The organism is Candidatus Cardinium hertigii (assembly GCF_050864855.1).
GTDB classification, from domain to species: Bacteria; Bacteroidota; Bacteroidia; order Cytophagales; family Amoebophilaceae; genus Cardinium; species Cardinium hertigii_C.
In genome coordinates, this window is record NZ_JBOZWW010000043.1 from 1 (window position 1) to 22,417 (window position 22,417).

Below are 22,417 nucleotides of genomic sequence, written 5' to 3' on the forward strand. Positions count from 1 at the left end.
CCAAGGAATCGAATCAGATAACTGGAATAAAGGATGTTTCGGGTTAAGAAAACTAGATAAGCGTTGCTCAAACAAACGCTCAAGGCTATTATTTATTTTCTTAGATTTCATCCTTATTTTGCAAGCTTTTTATACAAAACAACTCTAAAACTGGTTATTAACCAATACAAATTTAACCATTTATTTGCTGATTAACAAATAATTATACAGTATTTCAGGACCGACTACTTAAGATTAAATAATTGGATATGCTTCCCAAGCGTAGTGGCATAGGAGTGTGTATAAGATGGTCTCTTTGGACCTTATAGTTGGCAACAATGGTCTTGCTGGTATCTTCGATTAATAGATCGTTGCGCTGGTAGTACTTTTTTTTGCTTTTGATAGATAAAACCAAGCAGGATGGGTTGCTTATGGGTCGATAGCGCAAACCCACAAGCGCTACATTGGCTTGTATAGATTGGGGTACATGTTGCTGGAAGGGCAATAACTTAGTAGGCCAGGGGAAAGTCAGATCTTTTGTATAAAAGAGAAAAACAACGTTTTTCTTTTCTACAAACGAATTTAGTAAACATTCAGTTTCGAAGGGCCCATCACCTGCAATAGCGGGCTCTTTAAAAATAGGTACTTTTTTCCCTAAAAAATGCACGGTATGTAGTAAAAATTAAAAAATAAAACTAACGTTTTGTTGCTTTTATTCTTTTAGACCTTAAAGGAACAATTATGCAAACAAAAAAGGTAAAATAGCAATAAGATGATCTAATGCTTTAGGATTTTTTCCGCTATACAACCCGTATCAGCTTCGGCAAACTGAAACAGGATCTCTGTACAAACTATTTTTTTTATTAAAGTTGGCACAATACAGCTATCCTAAAAATAGGATCAAACAAAAAGCATAACGTAATTTTTCTGCGAAAAAGTATAATAAAAAAAGACTGGCATTTGATTTAAACGCCAGCCTTTTCTATCCATTGATTAGGACTTTACCCATCTAGTTCGTTACAACTACCTTATTAGCTTCTGCAAGTTCTGCTTTATATTTTTCCTCAGCTGCTACTTTTAATTTTCCTAAAGTACGAACAGCTAGTAACCAAAGTATAATCACAGCTATGATAATCAGCACAATAGGCGTACGAACATTCTCAATACCTCCACCACCAAACAATGTAGACATACTAGTAATCAATACAGATGCCAAACTTTTGCCCAAACGAGCACCTACGCCATCTACAGCTGCTTTACCACGCACCTTGGTTTCTTCATCTAGTGGAATGTAGACGGCTTCTTTAGTTGGATCAAAAAGAACATATTTAACAGACTTAATCAAAACAACATTATAAATGCCTATCTGAACAGACATATACAAAGCAGTTATGTGGATACTTTTCAAAAATTCATCTAAAGCACTACCAAAACGAAGAAAGGCAAAAAATAAAAGTGTCATCACCAATGCAGTAATTGGTGTAACAGATGCGGCAAACCTCCATCCTTTTTTTAGTATAGGTGTGGCAAGAAAAAGTGCTACTACAATTGCAATAATACCTACTGCAGTTTGCTGTTGCGCATATATTTCTGCATAAATGGTATCGTCACCAGTTATTTGTACATATTTTTGAATTTGGGCTTTTTGTACCGCTTCAAAAAGCGCAATCATTAACCCGTAACCGATTACCAATATCGAAATCAATGTCAGATACCTAGACTTCGCTAAGAAGCTTATAGACTCCATAAAGGACATTTTTACCTTTATTTTTTTACTTTTTTTTTCAATTTGGTAATAAGCTGGATTAGCTTTTATATCTGAAGTAAAATAGTTGTATACGATCAAAATCAAAACAATAGCTATAATTACAAATTGTAAACTTTGATCAAAATTGGTACGAACACTATCCAGTTTAAGAATCGATCCAGCTAGGATACTACCAATAGCACCAGATATACTTAAGAAACTATAAAAACGTTTAGCTTGATTTACACCAGTAATCTCATTTACAAAAGTCCAAAATACTACACTGAGTGCAAAAGTCCCCCAAGCCTCAGCATGAATGTAAAACAAAGAAATGGGCCAATGACAAATGGCTCCCCATAACCCTATAAGGTTTGGCCATTTTGCTTCCATCATTTTAGAGAAAGTATTGAGTTGCAAAGCCTCTTTTTGTGGAAGTAAAAAAAGCAGTGAAAGGGTAAAAAAAGTAAAAAAATAGATCATAACTGCATTAAATCTACCATCCCTTCCTGTAGAACGGCTAACTTTTCCATAAAGAATAGTAAAAAAAATCATACTAGGGGTAATGGCTACTGCTTTTAGCCAGTAAATAGCGGTAGCATTGGCTTCTTTCATCATATTCATATCCTTAAGGGAACGGGTAACCGAATAACAAAAAGATATAAGAATAAACATAAAAGCCATTGGTAAAAATTTACGTAGCTCACTTTTATGAATGGGAAACATCATCCCACGTATATTACCAAATTCTTTTTTTGTGGTCATTGTGTTTTTAATTTAGTTAAAATATAAAGCATACAGAAAACTACTTAGTGGATTAGATACTTTATCCTGTTTTAAAATAATTTTAGAAAATATTTATCATACTGTTTTCATAGTTCTGTATTTAGGGTTAAATAGTTAGACACGCTCTCAGGAGTAGCCTGTATGGCTATATCGCCTTTTGCCCAATTGGCTGGGCAAACTTCACCAAATTGAATAACATGTTGCCACATATCAATGATGCGTAGTATTTCATTGATATTTCTACCCAGTGGTAAATCATGGATGGCCATATAGCGTATAAAACCTTCTTTATCAATTAAAAACGTTCCTCGGTAGGCTATAGGCATGCCTGTGAAAATTAATTGGTTGTATTCATTATAGCTCCAATCACCTCCTAATACACCGTAGTTGGAAGCAATAGTCTTACTGGTATCTGCAACCAATGGATAGGTTACGCCAGGAATACCTCCTTGTGTCTTAGGGGCACGTAACCAAGCAGCATGGGTTTCTTCTGTGTCAGTGGAGCAACCTACCAGCGCTACATTGCGTTCTATAAATTGGGGTAAATGGCGTTGGAAAGACAATAATTCAGTTGGACAAACGAAAGTAAAATCTTTTGGATAAAAGAAAAACAGCACTTCTTTTTTTCCTAAAAACTGGTCCAATGAAAAGTTAGCTGTAACATTTTTACCATCTATAACAGCAGGCGCCTTAAAAACAGGGGCCTTTTTTCCTAGTAAATGCACGATATATATACTACTAATATGTAAAAATTATATTTAACGTTTTACGCTTTCTAAGCCTATCAATGCTAAGCAACCTATATAAGGCATAGGCTTACATTGCAAATTTATACTTTTTTTTAATAAATAATCTTATTACTGCACTATTAAGTTTAAAAATTAACAACAGAATTATAATTTCAGTACATCGTCCAGAGAAAGGTTGTTTTAACAAACAAGTGAATGGGTTAAAATAATTTAATTACCTAACCCATTTCTGGCCAACAGGCATCACGAATATTACATTTTATATTTAAAATCAAATTAATAAATTATTTTAACTAAACCGTTACTTGGCTAGCTTTTTGTTAAAAAAAGAATGTAAATGGTAAAAAAATGGCGAAAAAGTAACTTAAAACGGGAGATCATCTTCTACATCACCAAGAGATGGATTAGATACAGCAACATCATTTAATTTATTGCCTTTTTCTAAACGCCATGCTTGTAAAGCGTTAAAATATTTTACAACGCCTTCGGGATTGGTCCATTTTCTGCCACGTAGATTAAAATGAACCGTTATTTCTTCTTTTTCGGTGAATCCATCTAATAAATCACATTTGTCTTGAATCAATTCAAAAGAGATGTATTCTGGATATTGCGGGTTTTCTATATATTCTACTACAAAGTTTCTTTTTTTAAATGATTCAGACACTTGCTGTGGCGGACCAATTTCAAATAATTTTCCAGTTATATGCATGGTATTTATAGGTTTAATAAATAAAAATTAGTACTTTCTTCAACGCTGCATGGTGCATTTTACTTGTGATTATCTTAATTATTTTTGGAATATACAAAAGAACCTAAGAATAATAGCCCTGATATGGTCACCATTGTAGGCGCCATAGCACTGTTCAACCAGAAACTGATATAGTATCCACTAAAAGAGGTTATTATAGCAAAAAATATATTGTAAAATAACAAACGTTTAAGAGATTTTGTAACCAAATACATGCTTGCAGCTGGAACAATTAAAAGCGCAACTACTAAAATGGCTCCTGCTGCTTCAAATGTAGCAACAGTGGTCAATGAAGTAATACCCATTAAACAATAGTGCCAACGGGTCGTATGGATTCCAATGCTTTGGGCAAATTGTGGATCAAAGGTAGTCACAAATAGGTACTTATAACCAATAATGAGAAAAGTTAAATTGACTAGTAACGCTGCCAATAAGATGTAAAATGGTTTAGGTCCTAAATTTATACCACTACTGGTGCGCCAGATATCCAGTGACACGGTTGCCAGTTCTCCATATAGACTGCATTCTGGGTCCAAATCTATTTTTCTACTAAAAAAAGAGATTAAAACAACACCTAAAGCAAAAAGAAAGGTAAAATTAATCCCTATAGCAGCGTCTGCCTGTATATTTATTTTTTTTTCTAAAAATGCTATAAGAAAGGTAACCAGGATACCAGTTATACCGGCTCCAGCAACTAGTACAGGGGAATTTTTAGATCCAGTGATTAGAAGTGCCAATACAATCCCTGGTAAGGTTGAATGGGCAATCGCATCTCCCATCATGGCTATTTTTCTTAATACCAAATAGCTGCCTACTAAGGCACAATTTATACTGGCTAACGCAGCAATCATAATGGTCCAGAGTACATCCATAGCTAACATCTTGCTGCTAAAGCGGTTCTTAATGCATCACAAAGTTCAGACCAACTATACCTGTTTTGTACGCCTGTTTGCATATTTTTTAGTATATAACAGTGGTGAACAGATACGGCTTGTTCTGGTATAATCACAAAAGGGATATTTTTTTTATGGGCATAGGTCAATTGTTTTTTAATCTTTACTTGTTGAGGATATAGCTCTGACTGAAATCCATGTAGACGCAATTGACACAATAGATGAAGCAGTTGTGTGGCTCCATTTTCTTCTATGTTGGTTAACAATACTTCCGTACTAAAAGTAGGAATGCCTTGAAAAAGATTTTGTGCTTCCATAATATCATAAAGCCTATCTATGCCAAAGGAAAATCCTACTCCAACCAATTCAGTCGCCCCGAATAGATTGCCAAGATTGGCATATCTACCTCCCCCACCTAGGCTTCCTACAAGGCTATTTGCTATAGTTAATTCCATAACGAGCCCTGTATAATAATTTAATCCTCTTGCTAGCGTTGGTTCAATAACGCACCCCCCCTCTGGCAAACCAAGCATATGGGTGTGTGCTAGTATATTGGTCAATATGTTAATGGCCTTGGATCCTTGGTCAGTGTGGCCAATAGCAGTTTGTAATTGAATCAACCGTTCAGCATTGTTCCCTTTAAAATTTTGTAATAAAGAAAATGATGCAATGGTTGCACCACTAAAATCTGCTTCTTGCAATGCCGTCATCACTTGTTGAAAACCAACTTTTTCTAATTTATCTACAATGGTGCAAAATAAGGTTTCTTTTTCTGGATCAGTAATAGCGGATAGTACACCTCTATGGTTGATTTTGATGCAAAAATTTTCTAACCTTAAGCGACTACTTATATCATAGATTAGTTTTAAAATCTCAGCTTCACACAATACAGAGGGACTCCCAATAATATCAGCATCACACTGTAAAAACTCTCTATAACGGCCTTTTTGCGGTCTGTCTGCCCGCCATACTGGTTGTACTTGGTAGCGTCTAAAAGGAAAGCATATTTGATGCTGATGGGCTGCTACATAACGCATCAAAGGAACGGTTAAATCATATCGGAGTCCTTTATCACTGATTAACGGTTTTAATTTTCTATAGTCTGTAGGAGAAATGGCTGCAGCCATTTCTCCTAAGAAATTACCAGATTTAAGGACATTAAAGATCAACTGTTCTCCTTCTTGACCATATTTCCCTGTAAGCGTAGCCCGGGTTTCCAAAGCAGGCGTCTCGAGCGGTTCAAATCCATACAGGGCATAAATAGACCGAATGATAGAAAGAATATAATTGCGACGGCACACCTGAAGAGGGCTGTAGTCGCGCATACCTTTTACAAGAGTGGGTAATATAGCCATCTATTTTTTTGCCAACGGGTGAACAATGTATTTCCAAATTATAAAAAATATGGCGCAGTATAATAGATAAGTCAACTACTATAGGCTCCTCTCTTAATAGAAGTTTTATATAGCATAGATAACCTAAAGGATCAAAACTGCGACAAATACTAAGTTACATGATGATTGGATTATTCACAACAGTTTATAAGGCTCTATCGCGTTTGTTTAAAAAAGATTATTTGGATATTTAAATTTAAAAATCCGTGACCATGTTTGTCATTACTCCAAGATAATGGCCCTATTTTAAAAGAATTTTCTTGACCATCGGAAGTAATTTTGTCGTTATTTGTCCACATAAAATATAACTTTCTTAAGCTATAGAAATCTAGAAGAAATGATTCGCTACAGATGCAAGCGCATCTGGTTTATCAACGGTTCAGTTTAACCAAATCAAGTGCTAGTCCAGCTACCTTATCTTGAGCGTTGGCATGTGATGCTGTAAAAGGTTCCATTTGCTTGACTAATTTTAACTGTTGGGCTTCGTCATTAAATAATTCTACTATTTTAGGTATGAGTAGAAAAGGACATTCCTGATCTGTAATAAGTATAACGGCTCCGTCATGGGCCAATGGCAAACTGTTCTTAGTTTGGTGATCTTCTACCACATTAGATGATGGGACCAAAATGGTGGGTTTCCTCCATACACAAAGCTCTGCAATAGATAATGCACCAGCTCTGGAAACAACAATATCCGCTGCTGCATAAGCCATTTCCATATTGCTTAAATAGGGATAACATTTTATATAACCATAATCATTCATTGCTTTTTTAATAGGCTCAAAGTACCGCTTACCTGTAATCCATATAATTTGTATATCCAAGTTAGACAAGTGATCTTTCCATTCCAACATTGTTGTATTCAATATATTTGCACCTCCACTGCCACCAACCACAAGCAGACATTTTTTATTTTGAAAGGCAGAAAAACTAAAATACTCAAGTGCATCCATACGGTCTTCTTGGAAAGTACAAAGCGAGGAACGTATGGGATTACCTGTATATACTATTTTTTCCTTTGCACAAGGGAAAATAACATCTGGATAACCTGTACAAACTTTGACTACCCATCTGGAAAGCAATCTATTGGTTAATCCAGCTACACTATTTTGTTCTTGAATAAGGGTGGGAATTTTTTGCATAGCGGCTACAAATAATGTAGGAAAAGAGGCATATCCTCCAGTTCCAATAACTAAATCAGGTTTAAATGATTTAATAATACGCCTTGCTTGGTATAAACTTTTTAAAAGTATAAAAGGGATCAATAGGTTTTTAATAATGCTACTTCTTACCAACCCTTTTATACTGATTCGCACAATGGGATAACCAGCAGCAACTACCGAGCCCACTTCTCTATTTTTTTTTGTCCCTACAAATAAGAAAACTGCATCTGGAACTTGCTTCTTAATGCCATCGGCAATAGCTATAGCAGGATAAATATGTCCGCCTGTACCTCCACAACCGACCAAAATACGCATAAATAGTATAATGAATTAATCCTTTAGAACAGATGCTTGATTGATCTCTACTGTGCCATTAGGCGTTGTAATCGTATACTGGGTTAAATCCCTTGTAGCACGTAAACCAACCCCTTTTAACTCATGGGATTTGTGTGCTATTACAATAGGTAAATCTGTAAATATTATTTCTTGCTTCATATCGTATGACAACTGTTCCGTTTGGATGGTCAATTGTTTTTCTGGGAGACTAACGAGAATATTTCCTGTTATGATACAGAGGTTTTGTTCTTTATTGTAAAAAAGCTTATTGGCCTGAATATAAATAGGCCCTTCTTCTTGATCTACTGTATTGCTTAGTACAACGATTTTTACATCATCTGTTAAGGTGACATTTCCATTTTGGGATTGGCACATCTCATGTGCTTTAATGGTAACCTGTAACCTACCATTAGAATCTGTACCCAATAACTCAAAATGAATGGTTTCCAATAAAGGGACGTCATCTAGTACATCATTTTCAGCATAGGCTGGCACACACAAGCCGATTAGAGCAAGACATAATTGTACCATCAAATAATTAGATCGATACGCAAAATTAGTAAAATTTTTTTTTTGATTATTGTACTCAACCATACCCTATATACAAAATACAACAGGACTTTATTGCGCTCGATGGGCAGTAGCCTATTTGGCCCATTCAACTGCTAAATAACTGACCTCCCCCGTATTAGGGTCCAAGACCTGTATGAGTAAGGCTTCTGCTCTTGTACTTCGAATTATTTCAGCAAAACCCACTACACCTTTAACAGGTTGTTTATCAAAAGCCAGTACAATACAGCCTTTTTTAAGGCCAGCAGCTTTAAATTTACCCTTGGTAACCTCTTGCACGAGCACTCCACCTGTAAGCTTATATTTCGCTTTTGTTTTCTCATCTATATTTTGAAATATAGCACCTTCCACCTTTAATATATTATTTTTTAGTACTACTTGTATGACATCAGGTGCTTTTTCTAACAATAGATTGACGCGTTTTTCTTTACCTTTACGATATAGGATAACGGTAAGCTGATCACCTGGTTTGGCACAACCTATTACTTCTTGTAAATCTGCACATTTATGAATTGGGCGGCTATTGATTTGTATAATCACATCTTCTTTTTGCAATAACTTTGTACAAGGGCTATGGTCTTGAACGGTATGAATATAGACACCAGTAGTTGCTTTTAAGCCCAATTTTGTAGCCCGTTCAGCATTCATATCGTCAATAACTACACCCAATAGTACACGTTGTACGGCACCATACTGAATAAAATCATCAGCTACTTTTTTTACCAAAGAAGAAGGTATAGCAAAGCCATATCCTATAAAAGAAAGTGACCTATTTATATAAATAGCTGTATTAATACCTACTAACTCCCCATATAGATTGACCAATGCACCACCACTATTACCTTGATTGATGGCCGCATCGGTTTGAATAAAAGATTGAATGCCTAATTTGCCACTATCGTCTAAACATCTAGATTTGGCACTTACAATCCCTTTGGTAACCGTAGAATGTAAATTAAATGGATTACCGACTGCCAAAACCCATTCTCCTACTTCTAATTTATCCGAACTACCTAATAACAAAGTAGACAGATTAGATGCTTCAATTTTTAAAAGTGCTAAATCTGTAGCAGGATCTGCACCAACTAATTTTGCTTTATAACATCTATTATCATGTAAGGTGACTTCGATATGGTCTGCTCCCTCCACTACATGATTATTGGTAATAATGTATCCATTACTGGTATAAATCACCCCAGAACCAGTAGAGACTTGAGGTTGCTGCTCATATTCCCTAGGAATCAATAATCCTTCTCCAAAAAACTGTTTAAAAAATTGCTCTAATGGTGTAATAGCTTCTCGTTTCAGGATTTTACGATTCTGAGAGGCTTTGATGTAGACCACGGCTGGTGTGGCTACTTTAGCAGCATAGGTAAAATCAGGTAAAAGAGGTAGTGGAGATTTACCTTCCGGTAGGGATAGCCTATCTTGTAATGGTTGAGTAGGCTCTACAATATTAACTTGCTGAACAGACGCAACCGGATCTAAGCTTTTTTTTCCTGCATAAGGAGCAACCAACCACAACCCCATTATAACGATAATAGCAGTGCCAAATAATTTTTTAACTGCGGTATGCTTATTAAGCTGTTCGTACATAGCGATTTTATTTTTGTATTTTTACAATTATGATTTGCCTGTGCCTTAGAAAGGCAAGGTATACTAATGCAACTGGCCTACCAATAAAGACGACCAGACCTACGCCAGCAAAAATGTAAAATATTTTTGACCTATACAAATATGCATCAAATATTACGGATCTACAACAGCCTAACTAGACAAAAAGAAGTATTTCAGCCACTTAAACCGCCTTTTGTGGGCATGTATCTATGTGGTCCCACTGTTTATGGGAACCCTCATCTAGGTCATGCACGTGCAGCTATTACTTTTGATGTAATTTTCCGTTATCTACAACATTTGAACTATAAAGTGCGGTATGTACGCAACATTACAGATGTAGGCCATTTAGAAAGAGATTTGGATGAAGGGAAAGACAAAATACAACAGCAAGCCGAGCTAGAGGCGGTAAGCCCTATGGAAGTAGCGCAACGCTATACCAATAATTATCGTAGCAATATGCAACAGCTTAACGTATTGTCTCCCAGCATTGAGCCCTGTGCAAGTGGACATATTCCAGAGCAAATTGCTATGATTGAAAAGATTATCGAAAATGGGTTTGCCTATATCGTAGATGGATCGGTTTATTTTGACCTAGCCAAATACAACCAAATGGAGCATTATGGAAAACTTTCAGGAAGGATTATAGAAGCGGCTCGCTCAGGAACACGTGCGTTGGCCAATCAAATAGATAAAAAACAACCAGTAGACTTTGCGTTATGGAAAAAAGCAACACCTATGCATATGATGCGTTGGTCTTCTCCATGGGGAGAGGGTTTTCCTGGATGGCATATAGAATGCTCTGCCATGTCGGCAAAATATTTAGGCAAACAATTTGACATACACGGAGGCGGAATGGATTTGCTTTTTCCACATCATGAGTGTGAAATAGTCCAAGCACAGGCTGCCTTAAAAACGAATTTAGCTACCTATTGGCTCCATAATAATTTGGTTACAATTGACGGGGTCAAAATGGGTAAATCATTGGGTAATTTTATTACATTAGATGCATTTTTCACGGGTAAACATTTGGCTATAGATCAACCCTATAGTCCTATGACATTACGCTTTTTTATACTACAGGCCCATTATAGAAGCACACTTTCTGTTACCGTAGAGGGGCTAAAAGCTGCGCATCAGGGATATCGTAAATTAATGAATGGTTGGTATTTGCTTGCTCAGCTCAATGACAAAACAGTTGCTTTATCTACTCAAAATGGTACATTAGATGAAGCGATCTATGAAGATTGTGCAGCTTGCTATAGGGCCATAAACGATGACTTCAATACGGCAAAAATTTTAGCGGGTTTATTTAAACTATTAAAAAAAATCAATGGATGGCACAATGGAACACTATGTGATGCATCTGTTTCAACAGCGGCATTCAACCAATTGCGTAGTACTTATGCTACTTTTATGATAGACCTCTTAGGGTTAAAAGAAGAACATGAAGCTACTACTGATCAAATGATGGAAATGATACAAACCATTTACCAAGAGGCCAAAGCAGAAAAGCGCTACCATCAAATTGATTTTATACGCCATTCGCTGCATAAAATGGGGATTGCGATACAAGACCAGCCCAATGGCATACGGTGGGCATACGAATAGTTTGTAGAGCTCTCATAACGTGCATTTAAAGAACAACACCAGTGGGAAATCTTAAGAGATAGACCATTGAAAGTAAAGCTATTCAGTTACTCATATAAATGGATAGGTCTCTATCTCGGCTACAAAAGAGGCCAATGCTTTTGCCAAATATTTTAAAAATCCCCCTCCTATGGCGCCATCTATAATTCGATGATCATAGGTATGGGATAGAAACAGTTCATGGCGAATCGCTATGGTTTCCTTTCCCTTAACATGGACCACAGCAGGACGTTTTTCAATAAGACCTAATGCAAGAATGGCTACCTGTGGTTGCACGATAATAGGGGTTCCCATCAGATTATCAAAAGAACCAATATTAGAAATAGTGTAACTAGCACCCGTTAATGCATCTGGCATAATGGTACCGTTGCGTGCTTTATCAATCAAAGCATCGATTTGTTGCGCCAATGCAACCAAACCAAGCTGTTCTACTTGTTTGACTACAGGAACCAATAGATTTCCATCTGAGCGGGCTACGGCAAAACCTATATTAATATGTTTGCGTTTAATAATCTGATCGTTTACAACTACCGCATTCAGGAGTGGAAATAGTTGAAGCGCACGTGCGATTACGGCTAGAAAAATAGGATTATAGGTCAATCTAGCACCATATTTTGCTTCAAAAGAAGTTTTATGCTGTTGCCTCCAGGAAACAAGTTCAGTTACATCGGCACGTATAAAGGAGGTAACATGGGGGGCAATTTTCTTAGATTGCACCATACGATCTGCAATTAACTTTCTAACGCGATCCATTTGTACCACTTCATCGCCTGCTAGAGGGGTAAGCGTTTCATAAAATAGAGGGCGCTCTGAACTATTAGTATGGATGGATAGGCGTTTGTTTATATAGTTCAGAACGACTTCTTTGGTAATCCGATGATCCCGAGTATATCCGGCTAATTTGGCTAGTTCATCTGCTTGAATGGCATTTACTTGAGCAATATGGCTGGCCAAAGGACTTAATTTTACTTTTTTAAAAGGATGGATAGCCAAAACACTAGGCGCTACATGGCGGGGGGTAGCTGCCAACGAAGGATTGGCATTTTCAAAGGATGATTCATGTAGAACAGGTAGCACATCTACATGGTCTACTTCTAATAAAGCGATAGGTGCGCCAATGGCCAATACGTCTCCTTTCTTTACCAATAATTTTTTAATTGTACCTGTATAAGTGGCAGGAATCTCTGCATCTACTTTATCTGTAGCAACCTCTAAAAGGGGTGCACCTTCGATAACGACTTCTCCCTCTTGTATACACCAATCCAATACTATAACTTCTATGACACTTTCCCCCATCTTAGGCAAGTAAAGCGTTATTAAAGACATATAAACGGTTCTTAAAAAGTTTAAACCTAACGCTCGTTTACTTTTAAGGCTTTGATCAATAGTAGCTGCTCTATTAGGCAGTTTCGTAGCCACTCAAACTATATTGGTAACCTTAAAAAGCACTAGACAACTATTTTTTACACAAGACTAAATACTACCAACCGGATTAATCAACCAATAGATTATAACATAATAAATTATGATACCCAATATTTCCACTGTGATATTAATCATAGGATTAGCTGCTACAGCAGGATCTCCATTAAAGTATTTAGCAGCCAATGGAAAAGCTGCTCCTATAAAAGCAGAACAAATAATTTGCACAACAATGCTTAACGCCACTACAAACATTACCTGGAAAGACCTATTCGTATCAGCGTCTAGACTAGAAGTTACAAACAACTTAATATAGGTAAGAAAAAATAACAAAGAAGCCAATGTGATGGCAATCCTTAATTCTTTTAAAATAATCCTAACCCAATCAGATAGTGACACTTGGCCACGATTTAAGGCTTGTAGTACTACAGAAGCCACTTGACTGCCTACATTTCCTCCAGTATCTGTAATCATACTCAAATAGAAAATCAAATTAAACTGGGTAAAGAAAGAACTTTTAGCATGCATAAAAGCATGGCCAACGATACTGGCCATAAATACCAATACAATCCATTTGATTCTTTTTTTAAGGTGTTGTAACGTAGAAACCTTTAGATAACCAGGGGTATCTTCCTCTGAAGTAATACCCATAAAGCGATCCATATCCTCAACTTGCTCTGCTCTGATAATAGCTATGGCATCGTCATAACTTACAATACCTACGATTTGTCCTTCTTGATTTAGAATAGGGATGGCAACTAAATCATATTGTTCAATTTTTTTAGCCACTATTTCTTGATCTTCATCAACAGTAGCATATACAAAATTGACCTTAAGAATCGTTTCTATTTTTTCTCTTGGAGCATGCATCACCAAATCTTTTAAAGAAACAAAACCCACTAACCGCATTTTATCATCTACTACATAGATGTAATAAAGCATTTTTTTAGAAGGTGCATCCTCACGGATTTTATCGATAGCTTCTTCTATCGTCATTGAATTTAAGACTGTAGCAAAATCTGTATTCATTATACCTCCTGCCGTATCGGGTAAATAGGCATTTAGCATAATCACATCTTCCCTAATCTTTCTACTTAAATAAGGAAGTAAATGGACATGTTCTTTATTGCTCAATCGTTGGTAAAAATCAACGCGCAAGTCAGAAGGCATACAGGAGAAAATTTTTGCAAAAATGCTTTTAGGAATACTATAGTAGAGTTGCATCTGCAACGCATTATCGCTAAATAACGCAAATACTTCTCCCTGTCGTGGAATAGACAAATTGCTAAAAATTGTCCGTACCAAATCAAAAGTTTGTTTTTCTAAGAACTCAGCTACCTCTATAGGCGACGCATGTTCCAAACAATAGACCAGACGCTTCTCTTGCTGCTGTTTGAGTAAACGCATCCACTTAAAAAACTTATTTTCTCCTTTTAGTTTCATAATCTCAGTTTTTGGTTCCATATGGTACAACCATGTTTAACAATCCTAGATGAGAAAATAGATTGCTAAAAACCTTAAAAGAAGGAGAACAGCCAAAGGCTTTATATCATAAACAAAAAGATATAAACCTTAAACTAAAACATAGGCTCCAGATATTTTAGCCACAAGTAGCATCAAGAAGCAGATTTTAACGAAAGGTAAAGTTAAGAGAATCTGAAGTAAATTACCAATAAGTAGATTATAAATCTATAAAAGTCTTTTGAAAGGATTCTGTAAATAATATGAGCAATTGAACTTTTGAATTCAAAAGTATTTTTATTTATATTTATTCATTATGAAACAATTTTTCAAATGGGTAGATCTATTTTCCAGATTTTTTAGGCGGCTTTGTTGCTTTTTTATTGGTATCTATCAGTATTGCATTGCCCCTTTGTTGCCTCCTATGTGCCGCTTTTACCCTAGTTGTTCTTTTTATGCAAAAGCAGCATTTACTAAATATGGTCTTCGAAAAGGGGCCTTGCTTACCCTACGTAGGCTCCTCTCTTGTCATCCCTGGGGAAGTAGTGGCTACGATCCATTAGATTGATTTTTTTTGGTTGGATAACCAAATTTTGTTAGCAACCATTGACTTTTACGCCAGTTTGGCGTAACTTTTATGTGCAGTGCTAAAAATATTTGCTTCTGAAAAAACTTTTCTAATGCTTCCCTGGCTGCCATTCCTAGCTTTTTCAATGCATCTCCTTTTTGACCTATTATAATCCCCTTTTGAGTAGGACGTTCTACATGTATAATAGATCGAATTTTAATCAAGTGATCGGTTTCTTTAAAATAGTCTATTGCTACTTCTACACTATAGGGTATTTCTTGGCGGTATTGGTCTAGAATTTTTTCACGTATGATTTCTTGTACAAAAAAGCGCTCAGGTTTATCTGTGAGGGTTTCTTCTGGATAATAAGGAGGATGGTTGGGTAATTGTTCAATGATTTGTTGCACAAGGGGGTCTATGTTTTCTTTTTTTAGCGCTGATATAGGTACAATCGGTACTCCTGGTTTATGGTTGCGCCAATAGGCTATTGTCTCATTCAGCTGATTGGCTGTAATTAAATCAACTTTATTCAATACCAATATAATTGGTTTTTTACTACAGTTTTCATCAACCCATGGAAGAAGGACTAGATCTTTTACATCTACCACCCAGATGATCAAGTCGGCATCTGAACGAGCAACTTTTACAGCCTCCATCATGGTAACTTGAAGGGGATAGGCAGGTGTAATAACGCCTGGCGTATCTATATAAATAATTTGAAAGTTTTTTTCAGAAACGATGCCATGTAGTTTATGACGGGTCGTTTGTGCCTTTGAATGGGTAACCGCCAAACGTTCACCTACTAGTAGGTTCATTAAGGTAGATTTTCCAGCATTAGGTTTCCCCATAATGGCTACAAAACCAGATTTATAATCGCTTTTGTCTGCATGCATAAGAATAATATATTTGCAATGTTACAAAAAAATATATAAACTTGTACTGGTTCAAGCAATCTAATAAAAATTAAATCATTTTTCATTGCCTGACTCCATAAAACTTTTATCGCGGGGTGGAGCAGTTGGTAGCTCGTCGGGCTCATAACCCGAAGGTCATAGGTTCGAGTCCTATCCCCGCTACTTTCCTTTCTTTAGTTGTTTTTCTTTATTATATGGATGCTGGTTGGCAAACATTTTTAATCCAGTTAAATACTTGCTGCTGTAGTCAGCCTTACTGATAAGCTGCTGGGGCGGTTGTGCCAGCGTTTAATCTCAATGCATTAAAGTGTTGTATGGCTCCTATGCGTAAGGCTATTAGCTACTCTTTAAAACTACGGTTATACGGTTATTATGTCTTCCTTTGCTAAAAATAAAAAAGCATCTGCTACTTCATCAACCTTTATTTTTGGCTGTAGGGCCGTTATAGAAACCATACGTGCAGGCCGAACCATTGAAAAAGTTTTTTTTCAAAAAAATAAAATCGCACCTGCAAAGGATGTATACAACCTTGTATGCAAATATGAAATTCCTTTTAGCTATGTGCCCATTCAAAAGTTAGAGCGGATGGCCCGCGGCAACCATCAAGGTGTTGTAGCAGTTTTATCACCTATTGGGTTCACCCCTTTAGATCAAGTGGTGCAAGCTACTTTTGAAAAAGGTAAAGTGCCTTTAATCGTTGTACTCGATGGGGTAACAGATGTCCATAATATAGGTGCCATTGCCCGTACCGCACTCTGTATGGGAGTCGATGGCTTAGTTTTACCTACGAAAGGTAGTGCTATGTTAGCAGGTGCGGCTATGAAAACTTCAGCAGGTGCCCTAGCCACATTGCCCATCTGTCGCGTAACTGATTTGCGAAAGGCCCTCGATTATTTACAAGAAAGTGGCTTAAATATATTGGCTTGTGATACCCAAGCCAAGGAAGTACTGCATACAGTAGACTGTACACTGCCTATTGCACTTATTTTAGGTGGAGAAGAGGTAGGGATAGCTAGAAAACATTTAAGTATAGCTACCCATCATATTTGTATTCCCATGCAAGGCCCTATTGCTTCTTTTAATGTTTCGGTAGCAGCTGGTATAATCCTTTACGAAGTATTTCGGCAGCGATTTTTATAATATATTGTGCACAGATATCTCTTGATTAAATTAATTTTAACAATTTTTCGTTTAGTCATCTGATCGCATTGCCACTTAAAAAGCATAAAAAGGCTCCTTTGGAAAGTTTCTAGGCAGAAAGCCTTTCTCAATCTTTTAAGTAGACTACTATCAGTTAAAAGATATTCTAGATGGCTTTAGTTTGTATTGTATATGCATTCATCCCAAATCTACTATGATGATTAGTCCATCAACCATTCAACTCGTCCAGCGTACCGCTCGTATTGAAGAAATAATTGCTGATTTTATCCCCCTTAAAAAAAAGGGACAAAATTTTTGGGCTTGTTGTCCTTTTCATCACGAACAGACTCCTTCTTTTTCAGTATCGCCCATAAAAGGATTTTATAAATGTTTTGGATGTGATGCTGCAGGAGATGTTATAACCTTTATACAACAGATAGAAGGAGTCTCCTTTGTAGAAGCCCTTACTTATCTTGCTCAAAGGTATAGCATACCGGTCACACCAACTGCAGATGATACAGGTGATTTGCAAGATTATAACGCCAAAGAAAGTCTCTATATCTTATTGAATTTAGCTAGAGATTATTACACAAATTTGCTCTGGAACCATACAGAAGCTGCTAAAGTAGCCTTGCCCTATTTGGAACAACGGGCCATTTCATCTGTAGTAGCAAAAAAGTTTGGATTAGGCTACAGCCTTGATCGGTGGGATGGATTCTATACCTTTGCTGTAGAGAAAGGAATCAGCTTAGCGCTATTGATTGCAGCAGGATTGGTGATCCAAAACGGAGACAAAGTTTATGACCGTTTTCGGGGGAGATTGATGTTTCCGATTCAGAATGGTTCAGGCCAAGTGGTGGCATTTGGTGCACGGCATATGACTACTGCTGTAGATGGTCCTAAATATATCAATTCATCTGAAACCGCTGTATACCAAAAGGGTAGTTTATTATATGGTCTTTCTTTTGCCAAGCGCTCCATTAAACAAATCAACCACTGTTACCTAGTAGAAGGGTACACCGACGTATTGGCCTTTCATAAAGCAGGTGTAGAAGAGGTAGTCGCTTCTGCTGGTACGGCCCTTACTGAAGCCCAAATAGAGGCTTTGCGTCGCTTGACCACTAAGGTTACACTAATTTTTGATGGCGATCAAGCCGGTATTCAAGCTGCTTTTCGTGGCATAGATAAACTATTAGCGCAAGGATTGGAGGTAAAGGTCATCTTATTACCTACAGGAGAAGATCCAGATAGTTACCTACGAAAAGTAGGCACAGATGGCTTTAAGCATTATATCCATTGCACTGCTCAAGACTTTGTGACCTTTAAAGCTAATGTCCTACTCAACCAGTCTACTGAACAAAATCCAGTGGAACAAGCAAAGGCCATACGCGCAGTGGTGCAAAGCATTATAGCTATTCCAGACGAAATAACACGCACGTTATTTCTTAAAAAATGTAGCCAACTCTTTTCTATAGAAGAAGCAGTGCTTTTTACCACTTATCATACATTACAGCATCAAACTAATGAAGTACGGCCACAAAAAAAAACTTTTTTCAAACACCATACTACCGCAAAAAATAGGCCATCCCTAGACCGGAAAAACATTCCTTTTATCAGCAAACTCACAGCAAGTATTGAAGCCTATGAACGGGAAATTATGCGTATTCTGCTGACCTATGGTACCACTACTGTAGCGGAAGGAAAACCATTGTATGCATATATACTATTAGAATTAGAAGATGTAGTCTTTAGATCTACCGATTGCAAAGTTCTTTTTGATTATTGTCAAACTGTATTTAAGCAGAGCAGATGCGTGGATATGCAGTGTTGTTTGGATAGTACAGAAGCAACCATTAGAAAAATAGCCATCGATGTAACCGCTTTCCCCCATGATATTAGTGAAGCTTGGATCAAAAAATATAGTATTTATACTACAGAAGAGGCCCAAAATGTATATCAAATGAGTTTGGAAGTTATCCTTAGGCTAAAAATTCGTTTGGTACAAGAGCTTATTGAAGAAAATAGAGAAGCACTTAAAAAAGGGTTATCTGCAGATGAAGAAATCCATCTATTACAAGTCCACCAATCACTTAAGGATACAGAGTGCCGAATCGCTAAACAGTTGGGTACAGTGGTTGCACAATAAAAATGGCTGGCTAGCCATTTGCCCCTATAGTGAAAAGCTACATTGGCCTTTAGCCATTACTCTTTTTGCTGCAATCGCACGATCCACACGATACAGCATAATATAAAACAAATCCATGCAGCGATACGACCAATATAATCGCCATGTAAGCTATAAAAAGTCAATTGATTATTAGCGCACACTACACCCCGAATTGCAGCAACTTCTAATCGATTTGTGGCAGCTATTACCGCTCCACCCTGGCTGATGAATCCAGAAATACCAGTACTAGCTGCCCGCACCACACTCCTTCGGTGTGCAATAGCCAATAAGCGGGTATATTGAAAAAAATCGTGATATATCGGCGTATTTCCCCACCAACCATCATTAGTTACTACCGCAAACAAATTGGCCCCTTTTTGGACACTTCTACCTACAAAAGCGCCATAAAGCAATTCATAACAAATAATTGGCGCTACGTTTATGCCATCATCTATTTTAAACACCTTAGTTTCATTCCCTTTACCTAAACAAGGATCTATATTTCCAATATCAATAAATTTTTGTTTGAGCCAAGCACATAATGGTACTGGTAGAAGATGAAAATAAGGGATATATTCTCCACCTGGCAATCTTTTTTGCTTATGATATATATCTATTTTTTCTCTGGTTTTTAAATAAAAAACACTATTAAAGTAGTCTACATATACACCTCTGCTTATTTGAGCAGTTTTTGTAGCTTGGATTGGACCATACACACAACGAGAAGTGATACCGGTTATAAGGTTTAAAGCAGTATAAGTATGCAAAAACTGAAATATAGGTTGCATCAATAGATAGTCACGCAATTTCACCTCTTCCAACCAGCAATCGATTGCTGACTCAGGCCAAACTATTAAAGAAGTCGCTGGCGTAAGCTGTTGTTTAGAAAGGGTTAATAATCGATCTATTTGACGCGGATAAGGAATAAAGCAGGGAGCGCTATAATCTTTTTCAGTATAGTTATCAAAGTTGGGTTGAACCACCACCGCCTCTAGATTGTTTCCTTTTTCTTTATAACCATAATAGATCATTAAACTTATGGCTATAGGCAATAGGATTCCCCAACACCATCCATTGAATAGAATAAAATTTGCTTTTTCAAACAACAAATGATAAAGGAGAATGTTTACTATTAAAACCCAGAGGGAACCTCCTAGTACACCAGTATATTCATACCATTGAATCCACTGTGGCAACGCCGCGAATCCATTGCCTAAATTTAGCCAAGGAAAAGTAAGTTCCCAATATTCCCAAGAAAGATGTGCATATTCCAATGTTAACCAACTCGTTACCAATCCTAAATAGGCCATATATAGTCTGCCCCATTTCCGTATGTAATAATAAAAAAAACAAGGCAGAGCCAGACAAAATGTATTGTAACATGCTGTAAAAAGAAAAGCAGGAAAAGTAGCTTTATAAATCCACCAAATCGTTAGTGTATTCCAAAAAAATAGGGTGCAAACAACTGAAAATAGGCAAAAATATTTTTGTTTGGGTGCGATAGTGAGCAGTTTAAAGATGCCGAGTATCGGGACAATAGCTACAAATAATAAACCACCCAACCAAAAAGAACACCAAGATAGGTAAAAACAAGTACTGCTCAAAGTTACTAGAAGGAAGACATAACGCTTGGGAAATCGCTTTAGAGCCATGCGATCCATGGCTAAAGTATATTGAATAGAAAGCAAATGATGCGCCATAAACTTTATAAATTATTGGGCGTGAATTGGGTAAATCTTCTGGTATAGAGAAGGGTCCTATGTGCCATTGTACTGTTTGCGAGAATTGATAAATAATAGGATCAGACTAAATTTACAAAAAAGGAAAGAAAGCTAATAGGATAAATACTACTTAACCGCTTGCAATTATCCAGCCCTCAGAGAAAATATACAGTAGGCAATATGTAAAATAAAAACCATAGACAAAAAATTGTAAATATGAGACCGTTGCAATAGAAAAGTAGAGTGTACTAAAAACAAAAAAATAGCTATGTAATTGTTGTTTTATGTCCTATAAAAGACATAAAAATCCAGAATTTTACTGAAAATATATGCAATAATAGCTAAAATATTCTTTGTGATTTTCTATTGCAACGGCCTCAATATTTTATTTTTTGTTTACCGTATGTATTAACTTTTAACAAAAAACCTAATCTGCTAGTGCATGGAAGGCTTGATACTTTTAATCCAGATATATCCTTATAGAGTTGAAAAAAAGGCAACAATGGACTAAATTAGCAGGAAAAGGGTTTCGTAGTTCAACGGATAGAATAGAAGTTTCCTAAACTTTTGATGCAGGTTCGATTCCTGCCGAAACCACTCTATACTATTTTATTATTTTTGGTATATATCGGTTTAATCATCACATACTGTCAGGTTTAAACTTGATCAGACAATAAAGGTGTAATAACCTTTACGAATCACACATCAATTATAGGTCCGACAGAACCCGACTATTTAGATAAATTTATTTTTCATCTTTCGAAAAATCTTTATTCACTACCATGACTACACAGGCATCAGACCAAACGTTTAACGACGTTTCGAGCATATCAATCATAGTATAAAATGGTAAAATAAAGCTAAGTAATGTAATGGGAACTTGCATGCTGGTTAGCAAACTAGCACTTAGAAAAAAACAGCCCATAGGTACACCAGCATTTCCAATAGCCGCTATGGTTGCTACAATAATCCAGGTTAACATTGTAATAGTAGTAATCTCTATATTGTTGTTCTGCATTACATAGTCGGTCCTGAAATACTGTATAATTATTTGTTAATCAGCAAATAAATGGTTAAATTTGTATTGGTTAATAACCAGTTTTAGAGTTGTTTTGTATAAAAAGCTTGCAAAATAAGGATGAAATCTAAGAAAATAAATAATAGCCTTGAACGTTTGTTTGAGCAACGCTTATCTAGTTTTCTTAACCCGAAACATCCTTTATTCCAGTTATCTGATTCGATTCCTTGGCACTCCTTAGCATCAGATTTAGACCGCGGTTTTAGCTATGGACCTGGTCAACCTCCTTTGCCTATTCGTTTAATTATAGGTCTTCTCATTATCAGTCATATGTATAATATTTCTGATGAACAAGTAGTGGTTAGATGGGTAGAAAACCC

The 22,417-nt window shown here is 36.6% G+C and carries 19 protein-coding genes and 2 tRNA genes; 7 read left to right on the top strand and 14 right to left on the bottom strand.

The window, feature by feature from the left end; genetic code table 11:
• Window positions 1-214: 214 nt before the first annotated feature.
• From ACRRVB_RS01475 to ACRRVB_RS01515, 9 genes are all read right to left on the bottom strand, one after another.
• The gene (locus ACRRVB_RS01475; RefSeq protein WP_432466228.1) at window positions 215-646 is read right to left on the bottom strand and encodes a redoxin domain-containing protein; all 432 of its coding nucleotides are present in this window, start codon (window positions 644-646) and stop codon (window positions 215-217) included.
• A gap of 342 nt (window positions 647-988) precedes the next feature.
• On the bottom strand, window positions 989-2,488 hold the full coding sequence (locus ACRRVB_RS01480) for an Npt1/Npt2 family nucleotide transporter (RefSeq protein ID WP_432466229.1): 1,500 nt from the start codon (window positions 2,486-2,488) through the stop codon (window positions 989-991).
• Between the two features lie 107 nt (window positions 2,489-2,595).
• On the bottom strand, window positions 2,596-3,234 hold the full coding sequence (locus ACRRVB_RS01485) for a peroxiredoxin (protein ID WP_432466230.1): 639 nt from the start codon (window positions 3,232-3,234) through the stop codon (window positions 2,596-2,598).
• A gap of 388 nt (window positions 3,235-3,622) precedes the next feature.
• Complete coding sequence (locus ACRRVB_RS01490; protein WP_432466231.1) at window positions 3,623-3,967, bottom strand: DUF3127 domain-containing protein; 345 nt, start codon at window positions 3,965-3,967, stop codon at window positions 3,623-3,625.
• 74 nt (window positions 3,968-4,041) lie between these two features.
• A complete protein-coding gene (locus ACRRVB_RS01495) occupies window positions 4,042-4,887 on the bottom strand; it encodes a metal ABC transporter permease (protein WP_432466232.1) in 846 nt (281 codons plus the stop codon).
• On the bottom strand, window positions 4,881-6,224 hold the full coding sequence (gene hisS / locus ACRRVB_RS01500) for a histidine--tRNA ligase (RefSeq protein ID WP_432466233.1): 1,344 nt from the start codon (window positions 6,222-6,224) through the stop codon (window positions 4,881-4,883). Before hisS ends, ACRRVB_RS01495 begins: the two co-directional genes overlap by 7 nt.
• 440 nt (window positions 6,225-6,664) lie before the next feature.
• Window positions 6,665-7,771 carry an undecaprenyldiphospho-muramoylpentapeptide beta-N-acetylglucosaminyltransferase gene (gene murG, locus ACRRVB_RS01505; protein WP_432466234.1) on the bottom strand — a complete coding sequence of 369 codons (1,107 nt, stop codon included), beginning with the start codon at window positions 7,769-7,771 and terminating at the stop codon, window positions 6,665-6,667.
• 15 nt (window positions 7,772-7,786) lie between these two features.
• Window positions 7,787-8,323, bottom strand: a complete 537-nt coding sequence (lptC, locus tag ACRRVB_RS01510) for an LPS export ABC transporter periplasmic protein LptC (protein ID WP_432466246.1) — start codon at window positions 8,321-8,323, stop codon at window positions 7,787-7,789.
• 114 nt (window positions 8,324-8,437) lie between these two features.
• Window positions 8,438-9,958, bottom strand: coding sequence for a Do family serine endopeptidase (locus ACRRVB_RS01515; protein ID WP_432466235.1), 1,521 nt, complete (start codon window positions 9,956-9,958; stop codon window positions 8,438-8,440).
• Between the two features lie 141 nt (window positions 9,959-10,099).
• Here ACRRVB_RS01515 and cysS point away from each other — a divergent pair, with 141 nt between their 5' ends.
• Window positions 10,100-11,587 carry a cysteine--tRNA ligase gene (gene cysS, locus ACRRVB_RS01520; protein ID WP_432466236.1) on the top strand — a complete coding sequence of 496 codons (1,488 nt, stop codon included), beginning with the start codon at window positions 10,100-10,102 and terminating at the stop codon, window positions 11,585-11,587.
• 90 nt (window positions 11,588-11,677) lie between these two features.
• Here cysS and ACRRVB_RS01525 read toward each other — a convergent pair whose 3' ends face one another.
• Entirely contained in the window at window positions 11,678-12,952 is a 1,275-nt protein-coding gene (locus ACRRVB_RS01525; RefSeq protein ID WP_432466237.1) for a dihydrolipoamide acetyltransferase family protein, read from the bottom strand.
• A 147-nt stretch (window positions 12,953-13,099) separates the two neighbouring features.
• Window positions 13,100-14,512, bottom strand: coding sequence for a magnesium transporter (mgtE, locus tag ACRRVB_RS01530; RefSeq protein WP_432466238.1), 1,413 nt, complete (start codon window positions 14,510-14,512; stop codon window positions 13,100-13,102).
• A 313-nt stretch (window positions 14,513-14,825) separates the two neighbouring features.
• Between mgtE and yidD the strand changes: the two genes are divergently transcribed.
• Window positions 14,826-15,077: a membrane protein insertion efficiency factor YidD gene (gene yidD, locus ACRRVB_RS01535; protein ID WP_432466239.1), complete on the top strand. Its 252-nt coding sequence runs from the start codon at window positions 14,826-14,828 to the stop codon at window positions 15,075-15,077.
• On the opposite strand, the gene era is transcribed toward yidD, so the two are convergent.
• On the bottom strand, window positions 15,059-15,970 hold the full coding sequence (era, locus tag ACRRVB_RS01540; protein ID WP_432466240.1) for a GTPase Era: 912 nt from the start codon (window positions 15,968-15,970) through the stop codon (window positions 15,059-15,061). The genes yidD and era overlap by 19 nt on opposite strands.
• Before the next feature lie 110 nt (window positions 15,971-16,080).
• On the opposite strand from era, the gene ACRRVB_RS01545 reads away from it, so the two are divergent.
• The 3 genes from ACRRVB_RS01545 (at window position 16,081) to dnaG (ending at window position 19,277) form a co-directional block, all read left to right on the top strand.
• A tRNA-Met gene (locus ACRRVB_RS01545) sits at window positions 16,081-16,153 on the top strand.
• A 210-nt stretch (window positions 16,154-16,363) separates the two neighbouring features.
• On the top strand, window positions 16,364-17,131 hold the full coding sequence (gene rlmB / locus ACRRVB_RS01550; RefSeq protein WP_432466241.1) for a 23S rRNA (guanosine(2251)-2'-O)-methyltransferase RlmB: 768 nt from the start codon (window positions 16,364-16,366) through the stop codon (window positions 17,129-17,131).
• 214 nt (window positions 17,132-17,345) lie between these two features.
• Window positions 17,346-19,277, top strand: a complete 1,932-nt coding sequence (dnaG, locus tag ACRRVB_RS01555; RefSeq protein ID WP_432466242.1) for a DNA primase — start codon at window positions 17,346-17,348, stop codon at window positions 19,275-19,277.
• 56 nt (window positions 19,278-19,333) lie between these two features.
• Here dnaG and lnt read toward each other — a convergent pair whose 3' ends face one another.
• Window positions 19,334-20,998, bottom strand: coding sequence for an apolipoprotein N-acyltransferase (gene lnt / locus ACRRVB_RS01560; RefSeq protein ID WP_432466243.1), 1,665 nt, complete (start codon window positions 20,996-20,998; stop codon window positions 19,334-19,336).
• 546 nt (window positions 20,999-21,544) lie between these two features.
• On the opposite strand from lnt, the gene ACRRVB_RS01565 reads away from it, so the two are divergent.
• Window positions 21,545-21,616 (top strand) — tRNA-Arg (locus ACRRVB_RS01565).
• Window positions 21,617-21,764: 148 nt separating this feature from the next.
• On the opposite strand, the gene ACRRVB_RS01570 is transcribed toward ACRRVB_RS01565, so the two are convergent.
• Window positions 21,765-22,037: a cation:dicarboxylate symporter family transporter gene (locus tag ACRRVB_RS01570; protein ID WP_432466244.1), complete on the bottom strand. Its 273-nt coding sequence runs from the start codon at window positions 22,035-22,037 to the stop codon at window positions 21,765-21,767.
• Between the two features lie 120 nt (window positions 22,038-22,157).
• Here ACRRVB_RS01570 and ACRRVB_RS01575 point away from each other — a divergent pair.
• Window positions 22,158-22,417, top strand: a 260-nt coding sequence (locus tag ACRRVB_RS01575) for a transposase (RefSeq protein ID WP_432466245.1), incomplete at its 3' end; no start/stop codon positions are given.